Genomic DNA, 18,744 nt, shown 5'->3' with positions numbered 1-18,744 from the left:
CTGCCAATCCATGACAGCCTATTAGCCCCAGTGGCAATCTCCATCTTTGACGCGTTCTTCCGTGTCTTCGTGCCGGCGGGCCGCCTCAAGCAACTCTGCGGCGGAAGCCAACCCCACCTTCTTCATTGCCGACGATGATGTCACCCGTGTTTACTACTACCGTCCCGCCAATCGACTCGGGGAAGTTGATGGCGCCAGGTCCTGTTTTATAGGGGCCGTAACAACGTACACGTGGCAGGGAATGTCATCAAAGCAGGCGACATCACGGATGGCATCGTCGATAACAAAGCCGACGCAGCCACATTGGAGCGCATACAGTTTGATCAGCTCATCGTGGCGACAATTTATTAATCTAAAAAGCACGGGCTGCCGCCCGGGTTCATCGTCGTTGCCGAAATATACCCTTCGCGCGATCACGAGGTTGCGTATGCAAGTGCATTGAGGTGCTGTACCTGTTCAGTTGGTTGTAGGAAAGGGCATGATTCTTTCGTCACTGAGGGCTTTCGGGGTGAAAGAGGTCGAGGCGCACTACGATCGCACCGCCAAATGGATTGCCGACAGTTTCGAAGCGCAGGCCTCAACGCTATGATTCCAATCGGCAGCCATCCAGCAAACCGTATCAATGACTCAAAAGCCGCTCTGCATCGGTGATTGAACGCCAAGGCGTTCCCTCGCGCCGGCTACGTCCTGCGCTTTGACTTCAGATGCGGCATTGCCCCAACTGTTGCGCACATAGGTCAGTACCGCAGCGATGTCCGCATCGTTGAGCTTCCAGTCGAAGGAGGGCATGCCGGCGCCCGTGGGGTTGTGCTCAGTAATTACTGCCCGGCTACCGATCAATACCGTAGAGATCAGGTTGGTGTGGCTGGAGGCACGGATGCCCGAGTTGTCAGCGAACCCGCTGACCATGCCGTCGATGCCTTCACCGGCGACGTTGTGGCATGCCATACAGTTATGCTCGTACACTTCGCCACCTCGGCGCATCACCGGAGTCGACGCGGCGAGTACTTCGGGTGGGGTAGCTTGCGAGCCTGGTAGCGACTTCAGGTAATGGGCAATCGCGGCGAGATCCTGGTTGCTGAGGTGCTGGGTCGAGAATTCGACCACTTCACCCATGGTGCCAGAGGCCACAGCTTGGTGGTTGGTGCCGGTCTTTAGATACTGCTGCAATTGCTCGACACTCCAGGCACCGATACCGCGGTAGGGGTCGCCAGTGATTTCCGGTGCATGGATGCCCGCCACGTCGGCCCCCTGCAGGTAGCGGCCGGTATCTGCGCCGAGCAGGTTTTTAGGCGTATGGCACGAGGCGCAGTGGCCGGCACCGTCAACCAGATAACGGCCCCGGTTCCACTGTTCTGACCGCGACGGATCAACCTCGAGCGTCGCGTTGTCGAAGAACAGCAGGTTCCAGCCGAGCATCGCCAGGCGAATGTCGTAGGGGAAGCCCAAGGTATTAGTCGGTGTGGTTTGCTCGATCGGTTGCAGCGAGCGGATGTACGCCCACAAGTCCTGCAGGTCATTGTCGCTCATGCGCACGTAGGCGTTGTAGGGCATGGCCGGGTAGAGAAACTGGCCGTTCTTGTGCTTGCCGTGTCGCACAGCGCGGAAGAAGTCCCGTTCGGTCCAGTTGCCGATACCGGTCTTGACGTCGGGAGTGATGTTGGTGGAGTAGATTACCCCGAATGGCGTCTTCAAGCCGTAACCCCCGGCAAACGGCTTGCCACTGGGTACGCTGTGACAGGCCACGCAATCCCCTTGAATTGACACATAGGCGCCGCGGGCAATGGCGGCTGGGTCGGCAGGGCTGGCCTGAGCGGCGGTGATGCGGTTGTCGGCGATATCGTCGGCGCTGGTGTCGTTATTGATGTACAGGGCGCCGGCCAATCCTACAAGGGCGAGCGAGCAGAAGGCGCTCAGCAGCGTTTTCGTTTTCATGCCTGCGGTCCTCATGCCTGTACCATTGGGCCAGGGTTTTTCAGGTAATGCTCAAGGATCGCCTTGGCCGTCCACAAGGCCAGTGCGCCAATCGTCACGGTCGGGTTGTAGCCACCATTGTTGGGGAACGATGAAGCGCCTAGAACAAAAACGTTGTGCGCAGCCCAGCACTGCTGGTAGCGGTTCAGGGCGCTGGTTCGGGGGTTGGTGCCCATGACCACGCCGCCGTTGGTGTGGGACGAGTCGTTCGCGCGAAACGGCGTGTAGTGGTCTGCAGCGAAGTTATAGGACTCGATGTGCTTGCCTCCGACAGCTTTGGCGATCTGTTCGCATTTCTGCCGGATGAATTCGCCCGAGCGTTTGTCATTGAGGTTGTAGTCGAACGTCATGCGCATCAGCGGGCGACCATAGTTATCCTTGTAGGTAGGGTCGAGGTCGAAATACATGTCTTCATGGGCGTAGCTGGTGCCCTGGCCCTGGACCATCGCCCAGTTCTGGTAACTGTGCCGGAACGCCCGCTTCCAGCCCATGCCCCAGGCCGGGGCGCCTTTGGGCAGTACGCCGGCCATGCCAATCGGCAAGCCGCTGTTGGACAACGACTGGATACCCGCACCGCCAATGAATCCCAGACCGCTATGGTCGAAGTTGTCGGCGTTGAAGTCGTCGATCTGAATCGCCAGGCAGCCGGTGTTCATGAACGGGTTGAGGTATTCGTTCTCAAACCACAGGTAGGCATACGAAAGGGTCTGGAAGCTGTAGTTGCGGCCAATCACCCCCCGGCGGGTGCGCGGATCGTAGGGCTCGCCAATACCCGACAACAGCATCAGGCGCACATTGTCGAGCTGGTAGGCGGCGACGATGACGATGTCGGCAGGTTGCTCGCCGCGCACGCCGTTCTTGTCGATATAGCTGACGCCGGTTGCGGTTTTGCCATCAGACGACTTGTTGATATGCAGGACTTCGGTTTCGGTTAGTACTTCGAAGCTAGGTTGGCGCATCAATGCCGGCACGACACAGGCGTTGGGGCTGCTCTTGGACCAGTTGCCGCAGCCGAACAGTTGGCAGTAGCCGCAATAAGTGCAGGGCCCCATGCGTACACCCAGCGGGTTGACGTAGGCCTGGGATATTGTCCCGGCGGGTACCGGGAACGGGTGGTAGCCCATCTGCGTGGTCTTCTGGCTGAAGATGTCGTTCCAGTGGCTGGGGACCAGTGGCGGCGTAGGGAAGTCACGGCTGCGCGAACCCTCGAACGGGTTGCCGCCGGGGATGACAACGTCCTGGATGACACCTGCCTTGCCACTGGTGCCGGCAATGCGCTCGAAGCGATCGTAGAAAGGCTCCAACTCCTGGTAGGTGACACCCCAGTCCTGGACCTGTAGACCAGGCAGCAGGTGGCCCTTGCCGTAACGCTCCACGGTTTTGCTGTACGGCTCGAAATCGAACGGGTTGAAGCGCCAGGACGCCGCCGCCCAGTGCGTGCCTGCGCCACCCACATTGTTGCCGAGGGTCAGGTTGCTCCACTCGCGAACGGGTAGCGCCTCCTGGCGTGCGTTATTGCGCACGGTGTAGGTCTCCATGCGCGGCGCCTGGAGAATTTCCTTGCGCGTTGCCCAGCGCAGTTCGTCGGTGTCCACCGAGGGTGGGAAGTCGGTTGCGGTGTCACGCCAGGCGCCGCGTTCGACAGCAACTACCCGGAGCCCGGCCCTGGCCAGTTCCTCGGCAATAACCGAGCCGGACCAGCCTAGGCCGATGACCACCACGTCCGCTTTAGGTCTTGTTGTTTTCATGAGTGTTCCTTGGTGCGCGCGCAGCCGGGCCCCGGCAGATGCCGTGACCGCCTTGCTTGAAGGGATGTGCGATATGCCGTGATGTGCCGGTCAGACTGTCCTGTCGAGCAAGCTCACAGGTTCCAGGTGAAGCGGCTGGCCCTTTTTATGGAGGTAGGGCCGGTAGTCGTAGCGTGCCCCCGGGAAACCGATCAGGCGCCAGCCCACCATGTTGCGGTTGCCCCCGTACATGGGGTCAGCCAGATAACCTTCGCGCACGTTTTGCAGGAGCAGTGCGAAGAAGTCGGCATCCAGTGCCGATGGCAGGCGGTCTTGGCCGGCTTCCATGGCGCGAAGCAGGTCGTCTTGGCGCTCGGGTTCAAGCGCGCTGAACAGCTTGCCGTGCTGACTGCGGGAATAGTCGCCCAGACGTGCAAGGCCTTCACGGTAACGCTGGGCCGGGGTCAGCCGGAACTGCGGTCCTTGTTCGGGCGTGCCTTGCTTGAAGGGCCCAAGACGATAGGTGCTGGCAGCCTGGCCGTAGGGGCCGGCCAGCTGGCGGTCGAGAAACACCACGCAACCCGCCTGGCTGGCACTCATGCCCAGTTCGTCTTCGGGAATGAGCCGGTCGAAGATGGCGGCCACTTCGTGCGCTTCGGCAGCAGTGAAATAGACCAGTGCACCCGAGGTTGGCGGTGACGGCAGCGCATCAGCCTGGGTGCCAACAGGAAAGTGGGTATCGGAACGTATCACACCGGCGCTGGCGCTGCTGATCGCGCCAAGGGCGCTGATTTGAACAAGCGATATCAGGGCTTCACGTCTGTTCATGTCCATCATCCTCAGGACGTGCGTCGACCGCTATCGGTGCGCTGGCACCGCGCGATGACGCTTGAGTTATTGTTATCGACTTGATGCAACGTGCGCCGAACACCGCGTGTTCGGCCGGGCAGGCAGGCCCCGGCAGGTCACTGACGAGGCTGGACGTTGCTTCCAATCCAAGCGGGGCGAGTCTAGGGCTGCGACAGAACATCGTGCCACGATGCTTTTGATGGGTTTCCTTCAAAATTTTCGCAGGCTACTCTTGCGCGACTTATGGAACGCTGGATTACGAGGTAGGGCAGGTATGTCTTCAGAGGGCAAAGGGCAGGGGCGTGCAGCAGTCACTTTGAGCGATGTGGCTCGCTTGGCCGGTGTTGCGCCCATGACGGTCTCGCGCTATCTCAATCAGCCGGAAACCGTGCGTGAACCTACTCGCCTGAAAGTTCGCCGGGCCATTGAGCAGACCGGCTACGTACATAACCGCCTGGCCGGTGCGCTGAAGTCCAGCCGTACTCGGCTGGTGGCGGTGGTGGTGCCGATGGTGACCAATCCGATATTTTCGGACGCCTTCCAGGCGATCAACGAGCGCCTTGCCAAGGCTGGGTATCAGGTATTGTTGGGCGTCTCGGGTTACCAGAGCGAGCAGGAGCAAGAGCTGCTTGAAGTGATCCTCAGCCGCCGCCCCGACGGCATCATCCTCACCGGCACCCTGCATACCACCACTAGCCGCAACCGTCTGCGCGCTGCAGGCGTGCCGGTGGTGGAAACCTGGGATTTGTCAGCCGAACCGATCGATATGCTGGTCGGATTTTCCCATGAGCAGGCGGGCCGCGATGTCGCTCGGCATCTGCTTGGCCGAGGCTATCGGCACTTCGCCTTGTTTGCCGTCGACGATCCGCGCGGGTTGCGCCGTGCCGACAGCTTCTGCAAGACGCTGGCAGAGGAGGGTGTCACTGCTCTGCACCGGAGCACCTGGCAAGGTTTGCCTTCATTGGCGCAGGGGCGCGAGGGCCTGAGCGCCTTGTTGCGAGCATTGCCAAGCGAGCAGGACGGGCCCTGTGTGGTGGTGTGCACCTCTGACACCATTGCTCAAGGTGTGCTCACCGAGGCCGCCGCCCGTGGTATTCGTGTACCTGAACAGCTGGCGGTAATGGGGTTCGGTGACATGGCATTCGCGGCCCACACCTTTCCCGCCCTGTCCACGGTCAGGATCGATGGCACGCTCATGGGACAGACTGCCGCGGCGATGCTATTGCAGCGTTTGCAGGGCGAAGGCGCGCTGGTGAAAACAGTCGATATCGGGTTCGACCTGGTGAAGCGGGAGAGCACCGTCTAGCTTTGGCCGCGCGCTGCTTGGACGGGGAGACGGTAGCGTTATCAAATCCAATTCTTTCAGCGAGAAATACTTTTTACTTGTAGATCCTGATTCTATGCGCTAGGTTTTTTAGCGGAAATGGTAACGATACCATTTGGCTGGAATGGATTCAGGATAAGAACAATGTCCAAGATAACCTGCGTTAGAACCTTGCGCCTGCCCGAGCGCCCCAAGCTAATCTGGCTGGAGATCGAAACCGATGAAGGGCTTGTCGGACTGGGCGAAACGTTTCGTGGTGCTGCCACGGTCGAAGCTGCGGTGCACGAACTTCTCGCGCCCGGCCTGATCGGCAGGGACTCGCGGCAGATCGAGGCCATCGCCCTGGAACACACCAACCCGTACATCGGCTACCACAGCGCGAGCGCTGAAATCCGTGCAGCCAGCGCGGTGGATATCGCCCTGTGGGATCTGAAGGGGCAGCGTCATGGGGTGCCTATCCACGAAGCCATGGGCGGTGCCTGCCGCGACCGAATCCGTGTCTACAACACCTGCGCCGGCTACGATTTCAACACCCAGCAAGGGGCGCGTCGCGAGATCACTGCGGCCGATCGTGCGCAGGGCCCCTACGACGACCAGTTGGCCTTTGCGCGGGATGCTGGCGCCCTAGCCATCAGCTTGGTGGAAGAGGGCTACACGGCCATGAAGATCTGGCCGTTCGACCAGTTCGCCACCCAGCAAGGGGCCAACACCATCAGCCTTGAGCAAGTGCGCAAAGGCTGTGAGGCGTTCCGCCAAATCCGAGAGGCTGTTGGCGACCGCATCGAGATCATGTGCGAGCTGCACAGCCTGTGGGATAGCACGGCGGCCCTGCGCATCTGCCAGGCGCTGGAACCCTTCGACGTGTACTGGGTGGAAGACCCACTGTGCAAGATGGATGACCCCCAGGCACTGGCCGACCTGCGCAACCGCACCCGGGTGCCGGTCTGCGCCAGTGAAACCCTTGGCGGCAGCACCGCCTACCGCGACCTGCTCAAGGCCGGCAGCCTCGACTACCTGATGCTCGATCTGGTGTGGTGCGGCGGCTTCACCGAAGCACGCAAAATCGCCGCCTTGGCTCAAGCCTACAACAAACCGCTGGCGCCCCATGACTGCACCGGGCCGGTGGCGCTGTACGCCGGCCTGCACCTGGGACTGCACGCACCCACTGCCGTGCTGCAAGAGGTTGTGCGTGCCTCGCTGTCGACCTGGTACGGCGAACTGGTCACCCAGCTGCCACAGATCGAATCGGGCTTCGCCCTGGCACCCACCCAGCCTGGCTTGGGCACGGCGTTGCGGCCGGAAACCCGGCAGCGTGCGGACGTAATCATCCGAGAAACCCACTGCTGAGTGGTTGCGACGCAGCGGTTAGTCGCCTGCGCCGCAAATCCGCCATCGAGAATACAATGAAAAAAACAGATTCTCTGCGCCGTTTCTTCGCCGAGCACCGGCGTTACGAAGTCATCATCCTGCTCTTCGTGATGATGATCATCAATCAGGGCGATCGCGCCACGCTGTCCATCGCCGGCGCCAGCCTGGCCGATGAAATGGGTTTGGGGCACGCGCAGATGGGATGGCTATTTTCTGCCTTCGCCTGGGCCTACATGATGCTGCAACTGCCCGGCGGCTTGGCCATCGACCGGTTCGGCAGCATCCGTGTGTTGGGCCTGGCGATCATCGCCTGGTCGGTGTTCACCGGGCTGATCGGCACGGTGGCGATGATGCCGGTAGGGCTAGCGTTCTTCGCAGTATTCCTCTTGCGCTTCATGGTCGGTGCCGCAGAGGCACCGTGCTTTCCTGCCAACAGCAAGATCGTTTCGATGTGGTTCCCCACTGCCGAGCGCGGCACCGCGACGGCGATCTTCAACTCCTCGCAGTATTTTGCAGCGGTGGTATTCACGCCGCTGCTGGCCTGGATATCCACACGCTGGGGCTGGCCGTGGGTATTTTATGTAATGGGTGTGGCGGGTGTGGTAATGGGGGTGGTGTTCATATACCGAATCAAGGCGCCCGTTGAGCACCCATCGTTAAGCCCGCTGGAGCTGGAGGCCATGCGCAGTGGTGGTGCAAGCCTGCGCGAGCATGCTCTTGACCGGCCGCAAGCGCAGGGCTGGAGGCAGACTTGGGTGCGTGCCCGTGGCTTGCTCAAGCAGCGCATGTACCTGGGCATTTACCTGGCGCAGTTCTGCATCAGCACCCTGACGTTCTTTTTTCTCACCTGGTTCCCGGTGTATCTGGTCCAACAGCGCGGGCTTTCGTTGCTGGACGCGGGCCTGTTGGCGGCGGTACCGGCGATTTGTGGTTTCGTGGGAGGGATCACCGGGGGCATGGTTTCGGACTGGATGCTGCGCAAAGGCATGTCGTTGACCCTGGCGCGCAAGCTGCCAATTTTCATCGGCATGGCCCTGTCGATGAGCATGATCTTGTGCAACTACGTGGAAACCAACCTGCTGGTGGTGTTGTTCATGGCGCTGGCGTTCTTCGGCAAAGGCGTGGGAGCCCTAGGCTGGGCGATCATCGCGGACGTCTCGCCAAAGGACAGCATTGGCATGAACGGTGCCATCTTCAATACCTTCGGCAGCCTGGCCGGCATCGTCACACCGGTGGTGATCGGCTACATGGTGCAGTCGATGAACTCGTTCAACGGTGCGTTGATTTACGTCGCCCTGAATGCCGTCGGTGCGTTCGTCAGCTACCTGGTGATCGTCGGCCCTTTGCGCCGTCCAGACGATGGCCCCAACGGCCAGAACGATGCACAACCTGGCCCATCACTCAACGCTGCTGCTGTCCATTGATTAACCACTGTGGCCACATTACTGACAAGGACAACATTAATGTACAAGACCCGAAACCTGTTCCGCGCCTTGGGCCTCGCAACGTGCATGATCGGCCTGGCCGGCACAGCGCAGACGCACGCCGACCAGTGGCCGAGCATGGGCACGGCGCTCACCGAAGTGGCACGCCTGGATTGGCTATGTAATGCGGTGGCGCTCACCTCTGACGGTCGCTTGTTCGTCGGCCTGCCTCGCTGGCCGGGGTTCGAGAAAACCCCCTCCATTGCAGAAGTCATGCCTGACGGCACCCTCAAGCCATTCCCGGGCGGGCATTGGAACGACTGGGCGCCGGGCAAACCAAGCGACGCCGCGCTGGTAAAGATCAACACTATCCACATCTTCGACGATGACACCTTGTGGGCGATCGACCAAGGCGAGGATGCGGGCCCGAAAGGCATTAATCTCGGGCAGAAGATTCTCCAGTTCGATACCCGCAGCGGCAAGCTGTTGCGCAGTATCAGCTTGCCCGCCAGCGTGTTGCCGGCTGGCGCCAACCTCAATGACTTGCGCCTGGACAGCGAGCACGCCTACGTGACTGACTCCGGGCTGGGTGGGATCATCGTCGTCAACCTGCGCACCGGAGAAGCCGTCAGGCGCCTGGCCGGGCATCCGTCGACGCAGATGATTCCAACGCGACGGCCAATTGGTGAAGACGGCCACGTGTTGCTGCTGCCTGACGGCAGCGACCACCAGGTTCACTCTGACCCCATCGAGATCAGTCCCGATGGCCTGTGGCTTTATTACCAGCCACTGAGCGGGCCATTGTGGCGGGTACCGACCGCCGGCCTGCGTGACCTTGGGCTGAGCGATGAAGCGTTGGGCAAGCAAGTGCAGTTCGTCTACAACACCAGCCCGCTCACTGGCACGGCAATCGACAGTGCCGGCAACATTTACATGGGTGAGTACGACAAGCCACGCGTCACCGTCTATTCACCGGATGGCACGCTGCGCGTGGTTGCCGAAGATGCGCGCCTGGCCAATGCCGACGCGATGATCATCTCCGATCAGCGTGAGCTGTATATACCGGTTCCGCAGAGTGCACGCATGGCCTCGAACCGTGGTCCGGGCGGCAAGGACGCCCTTGAGCTGCCATTCAAGATCTACAAGCTGCAGTTGCCCACACACTTGGGCGATCGGGAGAAAGTCCCTGGTTTGGTCGGCAAACCGTTAGCCGCCACGCGTTAAGCCTTTAGGCGGGCGTCGCGGCGACCGCCAGCCTTGCACCTTCGACCCCATGATCCAGCGGCCGTCAACGGCGGCCGCGGCGTGCGTTCGTCTGCGCGAAAGGCGCCCGCACATTTTTCCAAGCCTGCCTGTGCAGTGGAGCACAGGTCGTTAACCAAGGAGTTGTACCCATGAAAACAACAATCAGCATGGCCGCTTTGAGCTTCGCCTTCATTGCTTCGGCGCTGACCCATGTCCAGGCCGCCACGGCGCCAAATACCTCAGTGGTCACCCAGGAAAACCTGTCGACCGCCGCTGCCCAGCAGTTGGCCGAACGGGCGACTGAGATGGCCCGCAGCCGTAGCATGAATATCTGTATTGCCGTGACCGATGCCGACGGGCACCTGTTGGCCTTTACCCGCATGCAGGGCGCTTACGCCGGGTGTATCGAAGCGTCGATTGCCAAGGCCAAATCGGCAGCGCGCTTTGCCATCAACACCATCACCTTCTACGACCTGGCGCGTAAAGAGAACCTGGCCATCGGCACAATACCGGGCATCCTGCCAGCGGTGGGCGGCGTCGTGGTCAAGCATGACAGCAACGTCATCGGCAGCGTGGGCATCAGCGGCGCGACCGACCTGACCGAACAGAAACTGGCTGAAGACGTGGCGGCCACGTTCCGTTGAAGGCAGCGGCCTCCTGTATTGCAGGGGGCCGTATTGGACCGGCACTTTGTCTGCAAGGAATCGAACATGAGCTTGTCACGTTTACTGTTGTGTGCCGCTGTCGCAGTGGCCTTGCCTTTGGCCAACGCCGCCGAAGCACCTGCCCCATTGCTTGGCGGTGCGAACCTTTCGCTGGCCGGAGCTTCCGCGCTGCTGGACCAGGCCGTTACAAAGGCGGCCGGTGAAGGTGTGCACCCGTGTATCGCAGTCACCGATGCCAGCGGTTATCTGCTGGCGTTCAAACGCATGGATGGCGCGGCGCCGGGGTGCGTCGAGGCGGCAATCAAGAAGGCCAACTCGGCCGCGATCAACGATGTCGACACGGTGGTGTTCTACGAGATGGCGCGTAAGGACAATCTGCAATTGGGCAGCATACCGGGAATCTTGCCGGCGGTGGCGGGCCTGGTGATACGCCGGCAGGGTCAGCGTGTTGGCGGCATGGGAGTGGCCGGTGGTGCCAGTGATGCCCAGGAGCAGCGCTTTGCCACCGAAGTGCTGCGCGCCTTCGAACAAACGCTACCCGCGCCCCAAACCCTGAAGGAGACTCGTCCATGAACAGCGCCTTGCAACGCCTCGACACGGTCGAGGGCGCTTCTGCCAGTGACTATGGCACTCTGAAGCCTTCAATGATGCCTCAGTCGCTCAGCGTAACGGGGCTGGCGGCTACGTTGTTGGCCGCTCTGTACTGTGGCTGGGGCAACCATACGTTGCCAGATTTCGCAGCCTGGTCCAGCACCCTCTGGATGTGCGTGGCCTTGCTCAGCGCCGTATTGATCACGCCGAGGGTGTTCGCGCCTGGGTATCTGTTATCACTGTTGCCGTTTCTGATCGCCTGGCGCGTCGCGGCCATGAATGATGCTCAGGTGATGGTATGGGTCGCGAGCATCGCCGCCATTCCGATGTTTCTGCAGTTCGTGGACTGTGCCCTCAGCGACCTGCGCCGAGACAGATCCAAGCCGGGTGCCTGGTTGGGTACCCTGTTGTGGCAGGCCACGCTCGTGCGAATGTACTTTGGCTTGAACGAGCTTTGCCACAGCGCGGAAAAGATCTTCGCTGGCATGGGCTGGTTCCATAAGCTCGAAGCGGGCTTCCAGGGTTTTGGCCTGGGTGAACTGGCTGCGGCATTCGTGGTACTGGGTGGTTTGATCGAGTTCGCCAGTGCGGTTAGTGTCGGTCTTGGCCTGTTTGCCAGGCTGGGCGCATTCGTCAGCCTCATCTACTTCCTGGTGGCCACCGTCGGTTTTGGTGGGGAATGGAGCCGCGGTTACGCGTGGGCCTCGCCAGGCGGCGGCGGATGGGAGTACGTGATGCTGTTGATGGTGGTGTTTGCTGGGGTGATGATGACGGGCGCCGGCAAGTTTTCACTGGACGGCTGGTTGTTGCGTCGCGGGCTGATCCCGCGGCGACTCGTACCTTTGGCGGTCAACAGGCAAGGCGCCGTGCAGGGTTGACCTGCGACGCGAGTAGGCGAGAGCCGGGCAGGCATGGCAGACTGCCCGTTTTAAGTAACTGGATGTTGCAGGTGGACAAGATCGATCGTCGCCAACGCATGGCCGATGTTGCCCTTCAGGCGGGGGTCAGCCTGAGCACCGTGGACCGTGTGCTAAACGAACGGGGCAGTGTCTCCGACAGCAAGCGCCGCAAGGTGCTGCAAGCAGCACAGGTACTGGGCCTTAAGCGGTTACTGCCATCACCCGTGCACGGGCTGCTGCGTTTCGACCTGTTGATGGTCGACAGTACAACCGATCACTTCCAGCGGCTGACTGCAGCGTTCGTCCAGCAGGCGCAGATGCACCGCTCCCGCTTGGTGCTGCAACGCCAAGTCTGGCAAGAGCGAGAACCGCAGCAGTTACTGGCGTTGATCAGCAGGCCCAGAGTGCCGCGCCAGGGCATGATCGTGGTGGCTCAGGACACGCCTGAAGTGCGCGCCGCGCTGAAGGCGCAGATCGATGCTGGCGTACCGGTGGTGCTGCTGACCAGCAGCCTCTCGGGGCTGACGGGTGCAACCTATGTCGGCATCGACAACCACAAGGCTGGCCGCGCTGCCGGTCGGTTGATGAGCCAGTGGGTCCGGCCCGGGCAGGGCCCGGTGTTGCTGGTGACCAATTCCCTGCTGTACCACGCTCATCAGCAGCGGGTTCAAGGTTTTCTCGAAGTCATGGGCGAACGGGCGCCGAACGTAGCGGTGCTTGGGCCGCTGGAATGTTTTGATGATGACGACCTGAATGCAGCGACGCTCAGTCAGTACTCCACCCAGGACGCGCCGATCGCCGGGCTGTATACCACGGGCAGTGGCTCGACCGGGGTGCATCGTGGGCTGAAGCGACTCACTGCTAGTCCCGTCTGGATCAGTCATGAGGCGACGCATCAGCATGCCGATATGCTCGCCGAGGGTGTGCTGTCTTTGGTACTCGACCAGGACCCTGAAGGTCAGGCTGAAGCCGCCATCCAGCAGTTGCTCTACGCCAACGGAGACCTGGACGCCCCCCCGCAAGTGCACCCGCAGCTGCGTATAGTGATTGATGAGACCGTTGACTCTGTCCGACCCTGAAATTGTTTTGACGTAAACACGTCAAAGCCCCAGTGGCGTGGCGTAATGTCGCGCCCTACACTGGCGCCCGCCGTGATCGGCAGGTCGCCAGGTCTAACTCCCAGCACCCCGCGTTTTTCGTTCGCCCACTGCATTCAATCGCTTCGACGTGCCCCCCCGTGCGCGCCGTGTGTCCTTGTGCGCTCGAAAAACCGCTACCTGCCCACGCCCCCCGTGATTGTCGATAAGGAGAATTCCATGAAACGTAGGGACGCCTTGCGTTCTATGGGTGCGCTGTTCGCCGCCGCCGGCCTTGCCAAGGTCGGTGCGGTAGAACTCAAGTCGGTTCCGCCAGCAACCGGCCTGACCCGAGAAATGCTGCCGTCACCGGTCATGAGCGGTGGCCAGGGCAACGTGTTCAAAGGCCAGACGCGCGCCACCCTGACGGCCGTGTTCGATCGCCTGATCCCTCATGACGAGCTTGGTCCATCCGCCAGTGAAGCGGGCTGTGTGGACTTTCTCGATGCGCAGATGAATGGCCCCTACGGTGAGTCGAAAGACCTCTATCTGGACCAGCCACTGCGCGCCGACGAGTCGCAACTGATGGGCCTGACCATCAGCCTGCGCACGCGCCGCGACTACACCCTTGCCGGGCTCGAATTCATCGACCGGCACGCCCGCGCGCGGCATTCCAAAGCCTTTGCCGAACTCGGAGGCGAGCAGATGGACACAGTGCTGTCTGACCTGGAGGCCGGCAAGCTCGATTGGGAAGGCAAGGGCAGCAGCAACCGCCTGTTCGAGTTCCTGCTGATGAGCGTGCGTGAAGGCTACTTCTCCGATCCGTTGTACGGCGGCAACCGCGGGATGGCTGGTTGGAAGCTGGTTGGCTTCCCCGGTGCCCGCTACGACTACCGCCAATACATCGACCGGCGCGGTCAGGACTTGGGCCTTGAGCCCATCAGCCTGATCCCGGTGAGCTGAGTTCAGGAGAAACCAATGGCAATTCAACGCAAGAAAGCTGACGTCGTGATCGTCGGCCTGGGCTGGGCCGGCTCACTGATGGCCGAAGAACTGACTCGCGCCGGGCTGGAAGTGGTCGCCATCGACCGCGGCCCCTGGCTCGACACCTCTACCGATACCCCACCGGCTGTCGACCCGGACGAGCTACGCTGGAGCATACGCCGGGAACTGCTGCTACAGCCGGGTGACTACACCCTGACATTCCGCAATCAGTCCGGCCAGACCGCCGTGCCGACCCGCGAACTGAAGGCTTTTCAGATGGGCAAGTCGGTCGGTGGCGCAGGCTTCCACTGGGCTGGCATGGCTTGGCGCTTCTCCGAGTGGGACTTCCGCGTGCGCTCGGCCACGCTGGAGCGTTACGGTGCGAGCAAGCTCAAGGGCTTGGAGCAGGTGCAGGACTGGGGCATTACCTATGCCGACCTCGAGCCGTTCTACGACCGCTTCGAGCGCATCGCTGGTATCTCCGGCGTGGCGGGCAACATCAACGGCAAGCTGCAACCTGGCGGCAACCCGTTCGAAGGGCCACGCAGCCGCGAGTTCCCGACACCGGCGCTGAAAGACTCGCAATTGATGCAGATGTATCGCGACAGTACCGCGCAAATGGGCCTCAACCCATTTTATATTCCCGTAGCCCACGTCGGCGCGGCCTATGTGAACCCGCTGGGCGTAAGCATGGCGCCGTGTACCTACTGCGGCTACTGCATGTTCCATGGCTGCGGCAACTACTCAAAGTCTTCGCCCCAGGCCTGTGTGATCCCGGCCCTGATGCGGCGCAAAAACTTTACTCTCATCACCCAAGGCTATGTGACCAAAATCCACAAGGCCGAAGACGGCAAGACCGCCACCGGCGTCAGTTATTTCGATGAGCAGGGCCGCGAAGTGATCCAGCCGGCCGATATCGTCGCGCTGTGCTCGTTCACCTACGACAATGCTCGCCTGATGATGATCAGTGAGATCGGCCAGCAGTACGACCCGGTAACCCAGACCGGCACCCTTGGCCGTGCCTACAACTACCAGACATGCTCCGGCGCCCATGTGTGGTTCGAAGGCCAGACCCTGAACCCGTTCATCGGTGCCGGTGGCCTGGGCATCCAGGTGGACGACTACAACGGCGACAACTTCGACCATGGCCAGCACGACTTCATTGGCGGTGCCGGCTTGCTCACCGTTTCCCGCGAAGGTATGCCGATTGGGCGCTCCGGCCTGTTGCCGCCAGGCACCCCACGCTGGGGCAAAGGTTTCAAGCAGAATTACCAGGACAACTACCAGAACTACGGAATCATCTTCGGCCAGGGCACTTCGATGCCGACCCGTGATGCCTATCTGTCACTGGATCCAAACTATAAGGACCGCTGGGGCACGCCGCTGCTGCGCATGACCTTCGACTGGAATCAGAACGACCGCAACATGGCCCGGTTCATCGAGCAGCGCGCAGTGGAAATCGGCAAAAAGATGGGTGCCAAGCACGTGCACACCTTCAATTCGGCGGCAAAGTCCTGGAGCCCGTACGACGAGAACTCCAACCACACCCAAGGCGGCATGATCATGGGCGAAGACCCGCGTACCAGTGCGGTCAACACCTACCTGCAAAGCTGGGATGCCCACAATGTGTTCGTGGTCGGTGCATCGGCGTTTCCGACTAACGCGGGTTACAACCCCACCAGCACCGTCGGCGCTTTGGCCATTCGTACGGCACGCGCGATCCATGAGAAGTATCAGCACAACCCCGGTTCCCTGGTGTGAGGCCCGCGATGCTCAACAAGAAAACTGCCCTGATCGGCGGCGGCGTGCTGGCCTTGGCTGGCGCCGTGATGCTCGGCCTGGTAATCCAGGCCAATTCCACCACACGCTCGCAGGTGGCTGACGATACGGTGCGCCTTGGCGATTTCAAATCCACCGATGTAGCGCTGATCAAACAGGGTGAATATGTGATGCGGGGCGCCGACTGTGCGGCCTGCCACACAGCCAAAAGTGGCGAATTTGCAGGTGGCTACGTGATCGGCACGCCATTCGGTGACATCCAGTCATCCAACATTACCCCCGACCGCCTAACCGGTATTGGCAACTACACCCAGCGCGACTTCTTCAATGCCGTGCGCCAGGGCCAGGGCCGTCATGGCCTGCTGTTCCCGGCAATGCCTTACACCGACTACACGCGCATGAGCGACGATGACCTGCGCGCGCTGTGGGCGTTCTTCAGCACTATCGAGCCTAAGCCGCACGAAGTGAACGAGCTGGCTGGGATGAACTTCCCGTTCAACCAGCGCTTGTTGATGGCCGGCTGGAACTGGATGTTCTTCGACAACAAGCCGTACGCCCCAGACCCTGCGCAAAGCGTGGAGTGGAACCGCGGCCGTTACCTGGTGGACGGGGCAGGGCATTGTGCCGCCTGCCATAGCCCGCGTAATGCCTTGGGTGGGCCGATTGCCAGCCAGGCATTGCAGGGTGGCCTGGTCGGCACCTGGTTCGCGCCCAACATCACCAACGACCCTCACCTGGGGCTTGGCGACAGCAGTGTCGAGCAGATCGTCGACTACCTGAAGACCGGTAGCGACGGGGTGGCCGTTGCCAGCGGGCCGATGGCCGAAGCGATCGAGAACTCTACCCAGCATCTCAGCACCGACGACCTGCGCGCCATCGCGGTTTACCTCAAGTCGTTGCCTGGCACGCCACAGCCTGCGCCTGCCGCGCTGGCCACCGGCGATGCGCGCATGCAGCGCGGTGGGCAGGGCTACGAGGTGCATTGCTCGGCCTGCCACGGCACCCAGGGTGAAGGTGTGAGTCACATGATCACAGGTTTCGCCGGCAACAAGGCGATCCTGGCGGACAACACCGACACCCTGACCAGCGTGGTATTGGGCGGTGCACGTGCCGTGCACACCCACACCTACACCACAGGGGCCGGCATGCCGGCATTCGACTGGAAGCTCAGCGACAGCGAGATCGCCGATATCCTCACCTTTACCCGCAACAGCTGGGGCAACGGTGCGCCTGCGGTGACAACCGAGGAAGTGGCGAAGATGCGCAAGCAACTGGACTTGCCGGCTCAGATGCGCGCCAGCATTCAGTAAAACCGGTTGCGACTCTATCGCGGGCCAGCCAGCTCACACCGCGATCTCGATCTTGCGGTGATGCTGTAGGAGCTGAATGGCCGGCGAATGGCCAGAACAGGCAGCACGTCAATAACAACAGAGAACCCCATGCTCACTTACAAATACCGAGCCCTGCTCGCCGCCGTGGCTTGTGCCCAGACAGTACACGCCGCCGAACCCTTCGCTAGCGATTCCCCCTGGGCCCTGGGCGACTGGAACGGCACCCGTAGTGATCTGGCCCAGCAGGGCATCGACTTCGAATTCGCCTATGTCGGCGAGATCGGCGCAAACCTCGGCGGTGGCTATAACAACGACCGTACTGTCCGCTACAGCGACCAGTATTCCTTGGGCGCACGGTTCGACCTGGAGAAGCTGCTGGGCTGGCACGACGCCCGCTTCCAGCTGACAGTGGCCAACCGCAACGGCGACAACATCTCCAACGACCGCGTCGGCGACCCACGCACCGGCACCCTCAGCTCGTCCCAGGAAGTCTGGGGCCGTGGCTCGCACTGGCGCATGACCCAGTTGTACTACCAGCAAGCGTTGTTCGACCGTCGTCTAGACATCAAGGTCGGTCGCTTCGGCGAAGGTGACGACTTCAACAGCTTCGATTGCAGCTTCCAGAACCTGACCTTCTGCGGCTCGCAAGTCGGCAACTGGGGGGGCATTTGGTACAACTGGCCAATCACCCAGTGGGCCCTGCGGGTCAAGTACCAGCTCACCCCTGAGCTGTTCGCACAAATCGGGGTGTACGAGCAGAACCCGTCCAACACCGAAAACGCCAACGGCTTCAAGCTCAGCGGCAGCGGCACAGAAGGCGCGGTCCTGCCGGTAGAGTTGCTCTGGAAGCCACGCATCGACGGCCTGCCAGGTGAATACCGCGCTGGTTACTACTACAGTACCTCCAACGCCAAGGACGTACTCAAGGACAGCGACGGTCAGCCTGCGCTGATCAGCGGCGCGGCCTACCGCAGTGCGTCGAGCAAACACGGTATCTGGGTCGGCGCCTTGCAGCAGGTGACGCAGCGCGGTGGCGATGCTTCCCGTGGGCTGACCCTGTTCGTCATGGGGACCGCCCATGACCGCAAGACCAGCAAAGTCGACCATTACATGTCGGTGGGAGCGATCTACAAGGGCTTGTTCGATGCGCGCCCCAAGGATGACATCGGTCTGGCAGTCTCCGAAGTGCACGTGAACCCGGCGTATCGCAAGAACGCAGCGCTGACCAACCTGGTCAACGGTGTCGACGATTACGATGATCCGAACTTTCTGCCCGTGCAGGAGACCGAGTACAACGCCGAACTGAATTACGGCATTCACTTGGCCGACTGGCTGACGGTACGCCCGAACCTGCAGTTCGTGCGCCACCCCGGTGGGGTGAGGGCGGTGGATGATGCGTGGGTCGGCGGGCTGAAAGTGCAAGCCATCTTCTGACATTCGCCTTGGCGGGCCGCGTCCTGTGGCCCGCTGTGCGCACGAGGATTATGCACCCGCCGATCATTCGGGTG

At 61.4% G+C, this 18,744-nt stretch carries 15 protein-coding genes; 12 read left to right on the top strand and 3 right to left on the bottom strand.

Translation table 11 applies throughout. The features are described 5' to 3' along the window. Nucleotides 1–627: 627 nt before the first annotated feature. From CKW22_RS18865 to CKW22_RS18855, 3 genes are all read right to left on the bottom strand, one after another. Nucleotides 628–1,935: a cytochrome c gene (locus CKW22_RS18865; RefSeq protein ID WP_095064732.1), complete on the bottom strand. Its 1,308-nt coding sequence runs from the start codon at nucleotides 1,933–1,935 to the stop codon at nucleotides 628–630. Between the two features lie 11 nt (nucleotides 1,936–1,946). Then, the gene (locus CKW22_RS18860; RefSeq protein WP_095064730.1) at nucleotides 1,947–3,722 is read right to left on the bottom strand and encodes a GMC family oxidoreductase; all 1,776 of its coding nucleotides are present in this window, start codon (nucleotides 3,720–3,722) and stop codon (nucleotides 1,947–1,949) included. 90 nt (nucleotides 3,723–3,812) lie between these two features. Then, on the bottom strand, nucleotides 3,813–4,529 hold the full coding sequence (locus CKW22_RS18855; RefSeq protein WP_095064728.1) for a gluconate 2-dehydrogenase subunit 3 family protein: 717 nt from the start codon (nucleotides 4,527–4,529) through the stop codon (nucleotides 3,813–3,815). Between the two features lie 295 nt (nucleotides 4,530–4,824). Here CKW22_RS18855 and CKW22_RS18850 point away from each other — a divergent pair, with 295 nt between their 5' ends. The 12 genes from CKW22_RS18850 (at nucleotide 4,825) to CKW22_RS18800 (ending at nucleotide 18,670) form a co-directional block, all read left to right on the top strand. Further along, on the top strand, nucleotides 4,825–5,856 hold the full coding sequence (locus tag CKW22_RS18850) for a LacI family DNA-binding transcriptional regulator (RefSeq protein WP_095064726.1): 1,032 nt from the start codon (nucleotides 4,825–4,827) through the stop codon (nucleotides 5,854–5,856). 162 nt (nucleotides 5,857–6,018) lie between these two features. Next, entirely contained in the window at nucleotides 6,019–7,221 is a 1,203-nt protein-coding gene (locus tag CKW22_RS18845; RefSeq protein WP_095064724.1) for a mandelate racemase/muconate lactonizing enzyme family protein, read from the top strand. A 56-nt stretch (nucleotides 7,222–7,277) separates the two neighbouring features. After that, entirely contained in the window at nucleotides 7,278–8,666 is a 1,389-nt protein-coding gene (locus tag CKW22_RS18840; protein ID WP_095064722.1) for an MFS transporter, read from the top strand. Nucleotides 8,667–8,705: 39 nt separating this feature from the next. Beyond that, nucleotides 8,706–9,890: an L-dopachrome tautomerase-related protein gene (locus tag CKW22_RS18835; RefSeq protein WP_095064720.1), complete on the top strand. Its 1,185-nt coding sequence runs from the start codon at nucleotides 8,706–8,708 to the stop codon at nucleotides 9,888–9,890. A 170-nt stretch (nucleotides 9,891–10,060) separates the two neighbouring features. Continuing rightward, nucleotides 10,061–10,555 carry a heme-binding protein gene (locus CKW22_RS18830; protein ID WP_256577320.1) on the top strand — a complete coding sequence of 165 codons (495 nt, stop codon included), beginning with the start codon at nucleotides 10,061–10,063 and terminating at the stop codon, nucleotides 10,553–10,555. Nucleotides 10,556–10,621: 66 nt separating this feature from the next. Continuing rightward, complete coding sequence (locus CKW22_RS18825; RefSeq protein WP_095064718.1) at nucleotides 10,622–11,149, top strand: heme-binding protein; 528 nt, start codon at nucleotides 10,622–10,624, stop codon at nucleotides 11,147–11,149. Next, nucleotides 11,146–12,045, top strand: coding sequence for a DoxX family protein (locus tag CKW22_RS27330; protein WP_143500761.1), 900 nt, complete (start codon nucleotides 11,146–11,148; stop codon nucleotides 12,043–12,045). Before CKW22_RS18825 ends, CKW22_RS27330 begins: the two co-directional genes overlap by 4 nt. Nucleotides 12,046–12,116: 71 nt before the next feature. Beyond that, the gene (locus CKW22_RS18820; RefSeq protein WP_160015210.1) at nucleotides 12,117–13,145 is read left to right on the top strand and encodes a LacI family DNA-binding transcriptional regulator; all 1,029 of its coding nucleotides are present in this window, start codon (nucleotides 12,117–12,119) and stop codon (nucleotides 13,143–13,145) included. 237 nt (nucleotides 13,146–13,382) lie between these two features. Continuing rightward, nucleotides 13,383–14,105 carry a gluconate 2-dehydrogenase subunit 3 family protein gene (locus tag CKW22_RS18815; RefSeq protein WP_160015208.1) on the top strand — a complete coding sequence of 241 codons (723 nt, stop codon included), beginning with the start codon at nucleotides 13,383–13,385 and terminating at the stop codon, nucleotides 14,103–14,105. A gap of 15 nt (nucleotides 14,106–14,120) precedes the next feature. Further along, nucleotides 14,121–15,887, top strand: coding sequence for a GMC family oxidoreductase (locus CKW22_RS18810; protein ID WP_095064712.1), 1,767 nt, complete (start codon nucleotides 14,121–14,123; stop codon nucleotides 15,885–15,887). Nucleotides 15,888–15,895: 8 nt separating this feature from the next. Continuing rightward, a complete protein-coding gene (locus CKW22_RS18805; protein WP_095064710.1) occupies nucleotides 15,896–17,215 on the top strand; it encodes a cytochrome c in 1,320 nt (439 codons plus the stop codon). A 129-nt stretch (nucleotides 17,216–17,344) separates the two neighbouring features. After that, complete coding sequence (locus tag CKW22_RS18800; protein WP_095064708.1) at nucleotides 17,345–18,670, top strand: carbohydrate porin; 1,326 nt, start codon at nucleotides 17,345–17,347, stop codon at nucleotides 18,668–18,670. The last annotated feature ends 74 nt before the right edge of the window (nucleotides 18,671–18,744 follow it).

This window comes from Pseudomonas sp. Irchel s3f19 (genome assembly GCF_900187555.1).
GTDB classification, from domain to species: domain Bacteria; phylum Pseudomonadota; class Gammaproteobacteria; order Pseudomonadales; family Pseudomonadaceae; genus Aquipseudomonas; species Aquipseudomonas capeferrum.
This window is presented reverse-complemented; position numbering and strand designations above follow the sequence as displayed.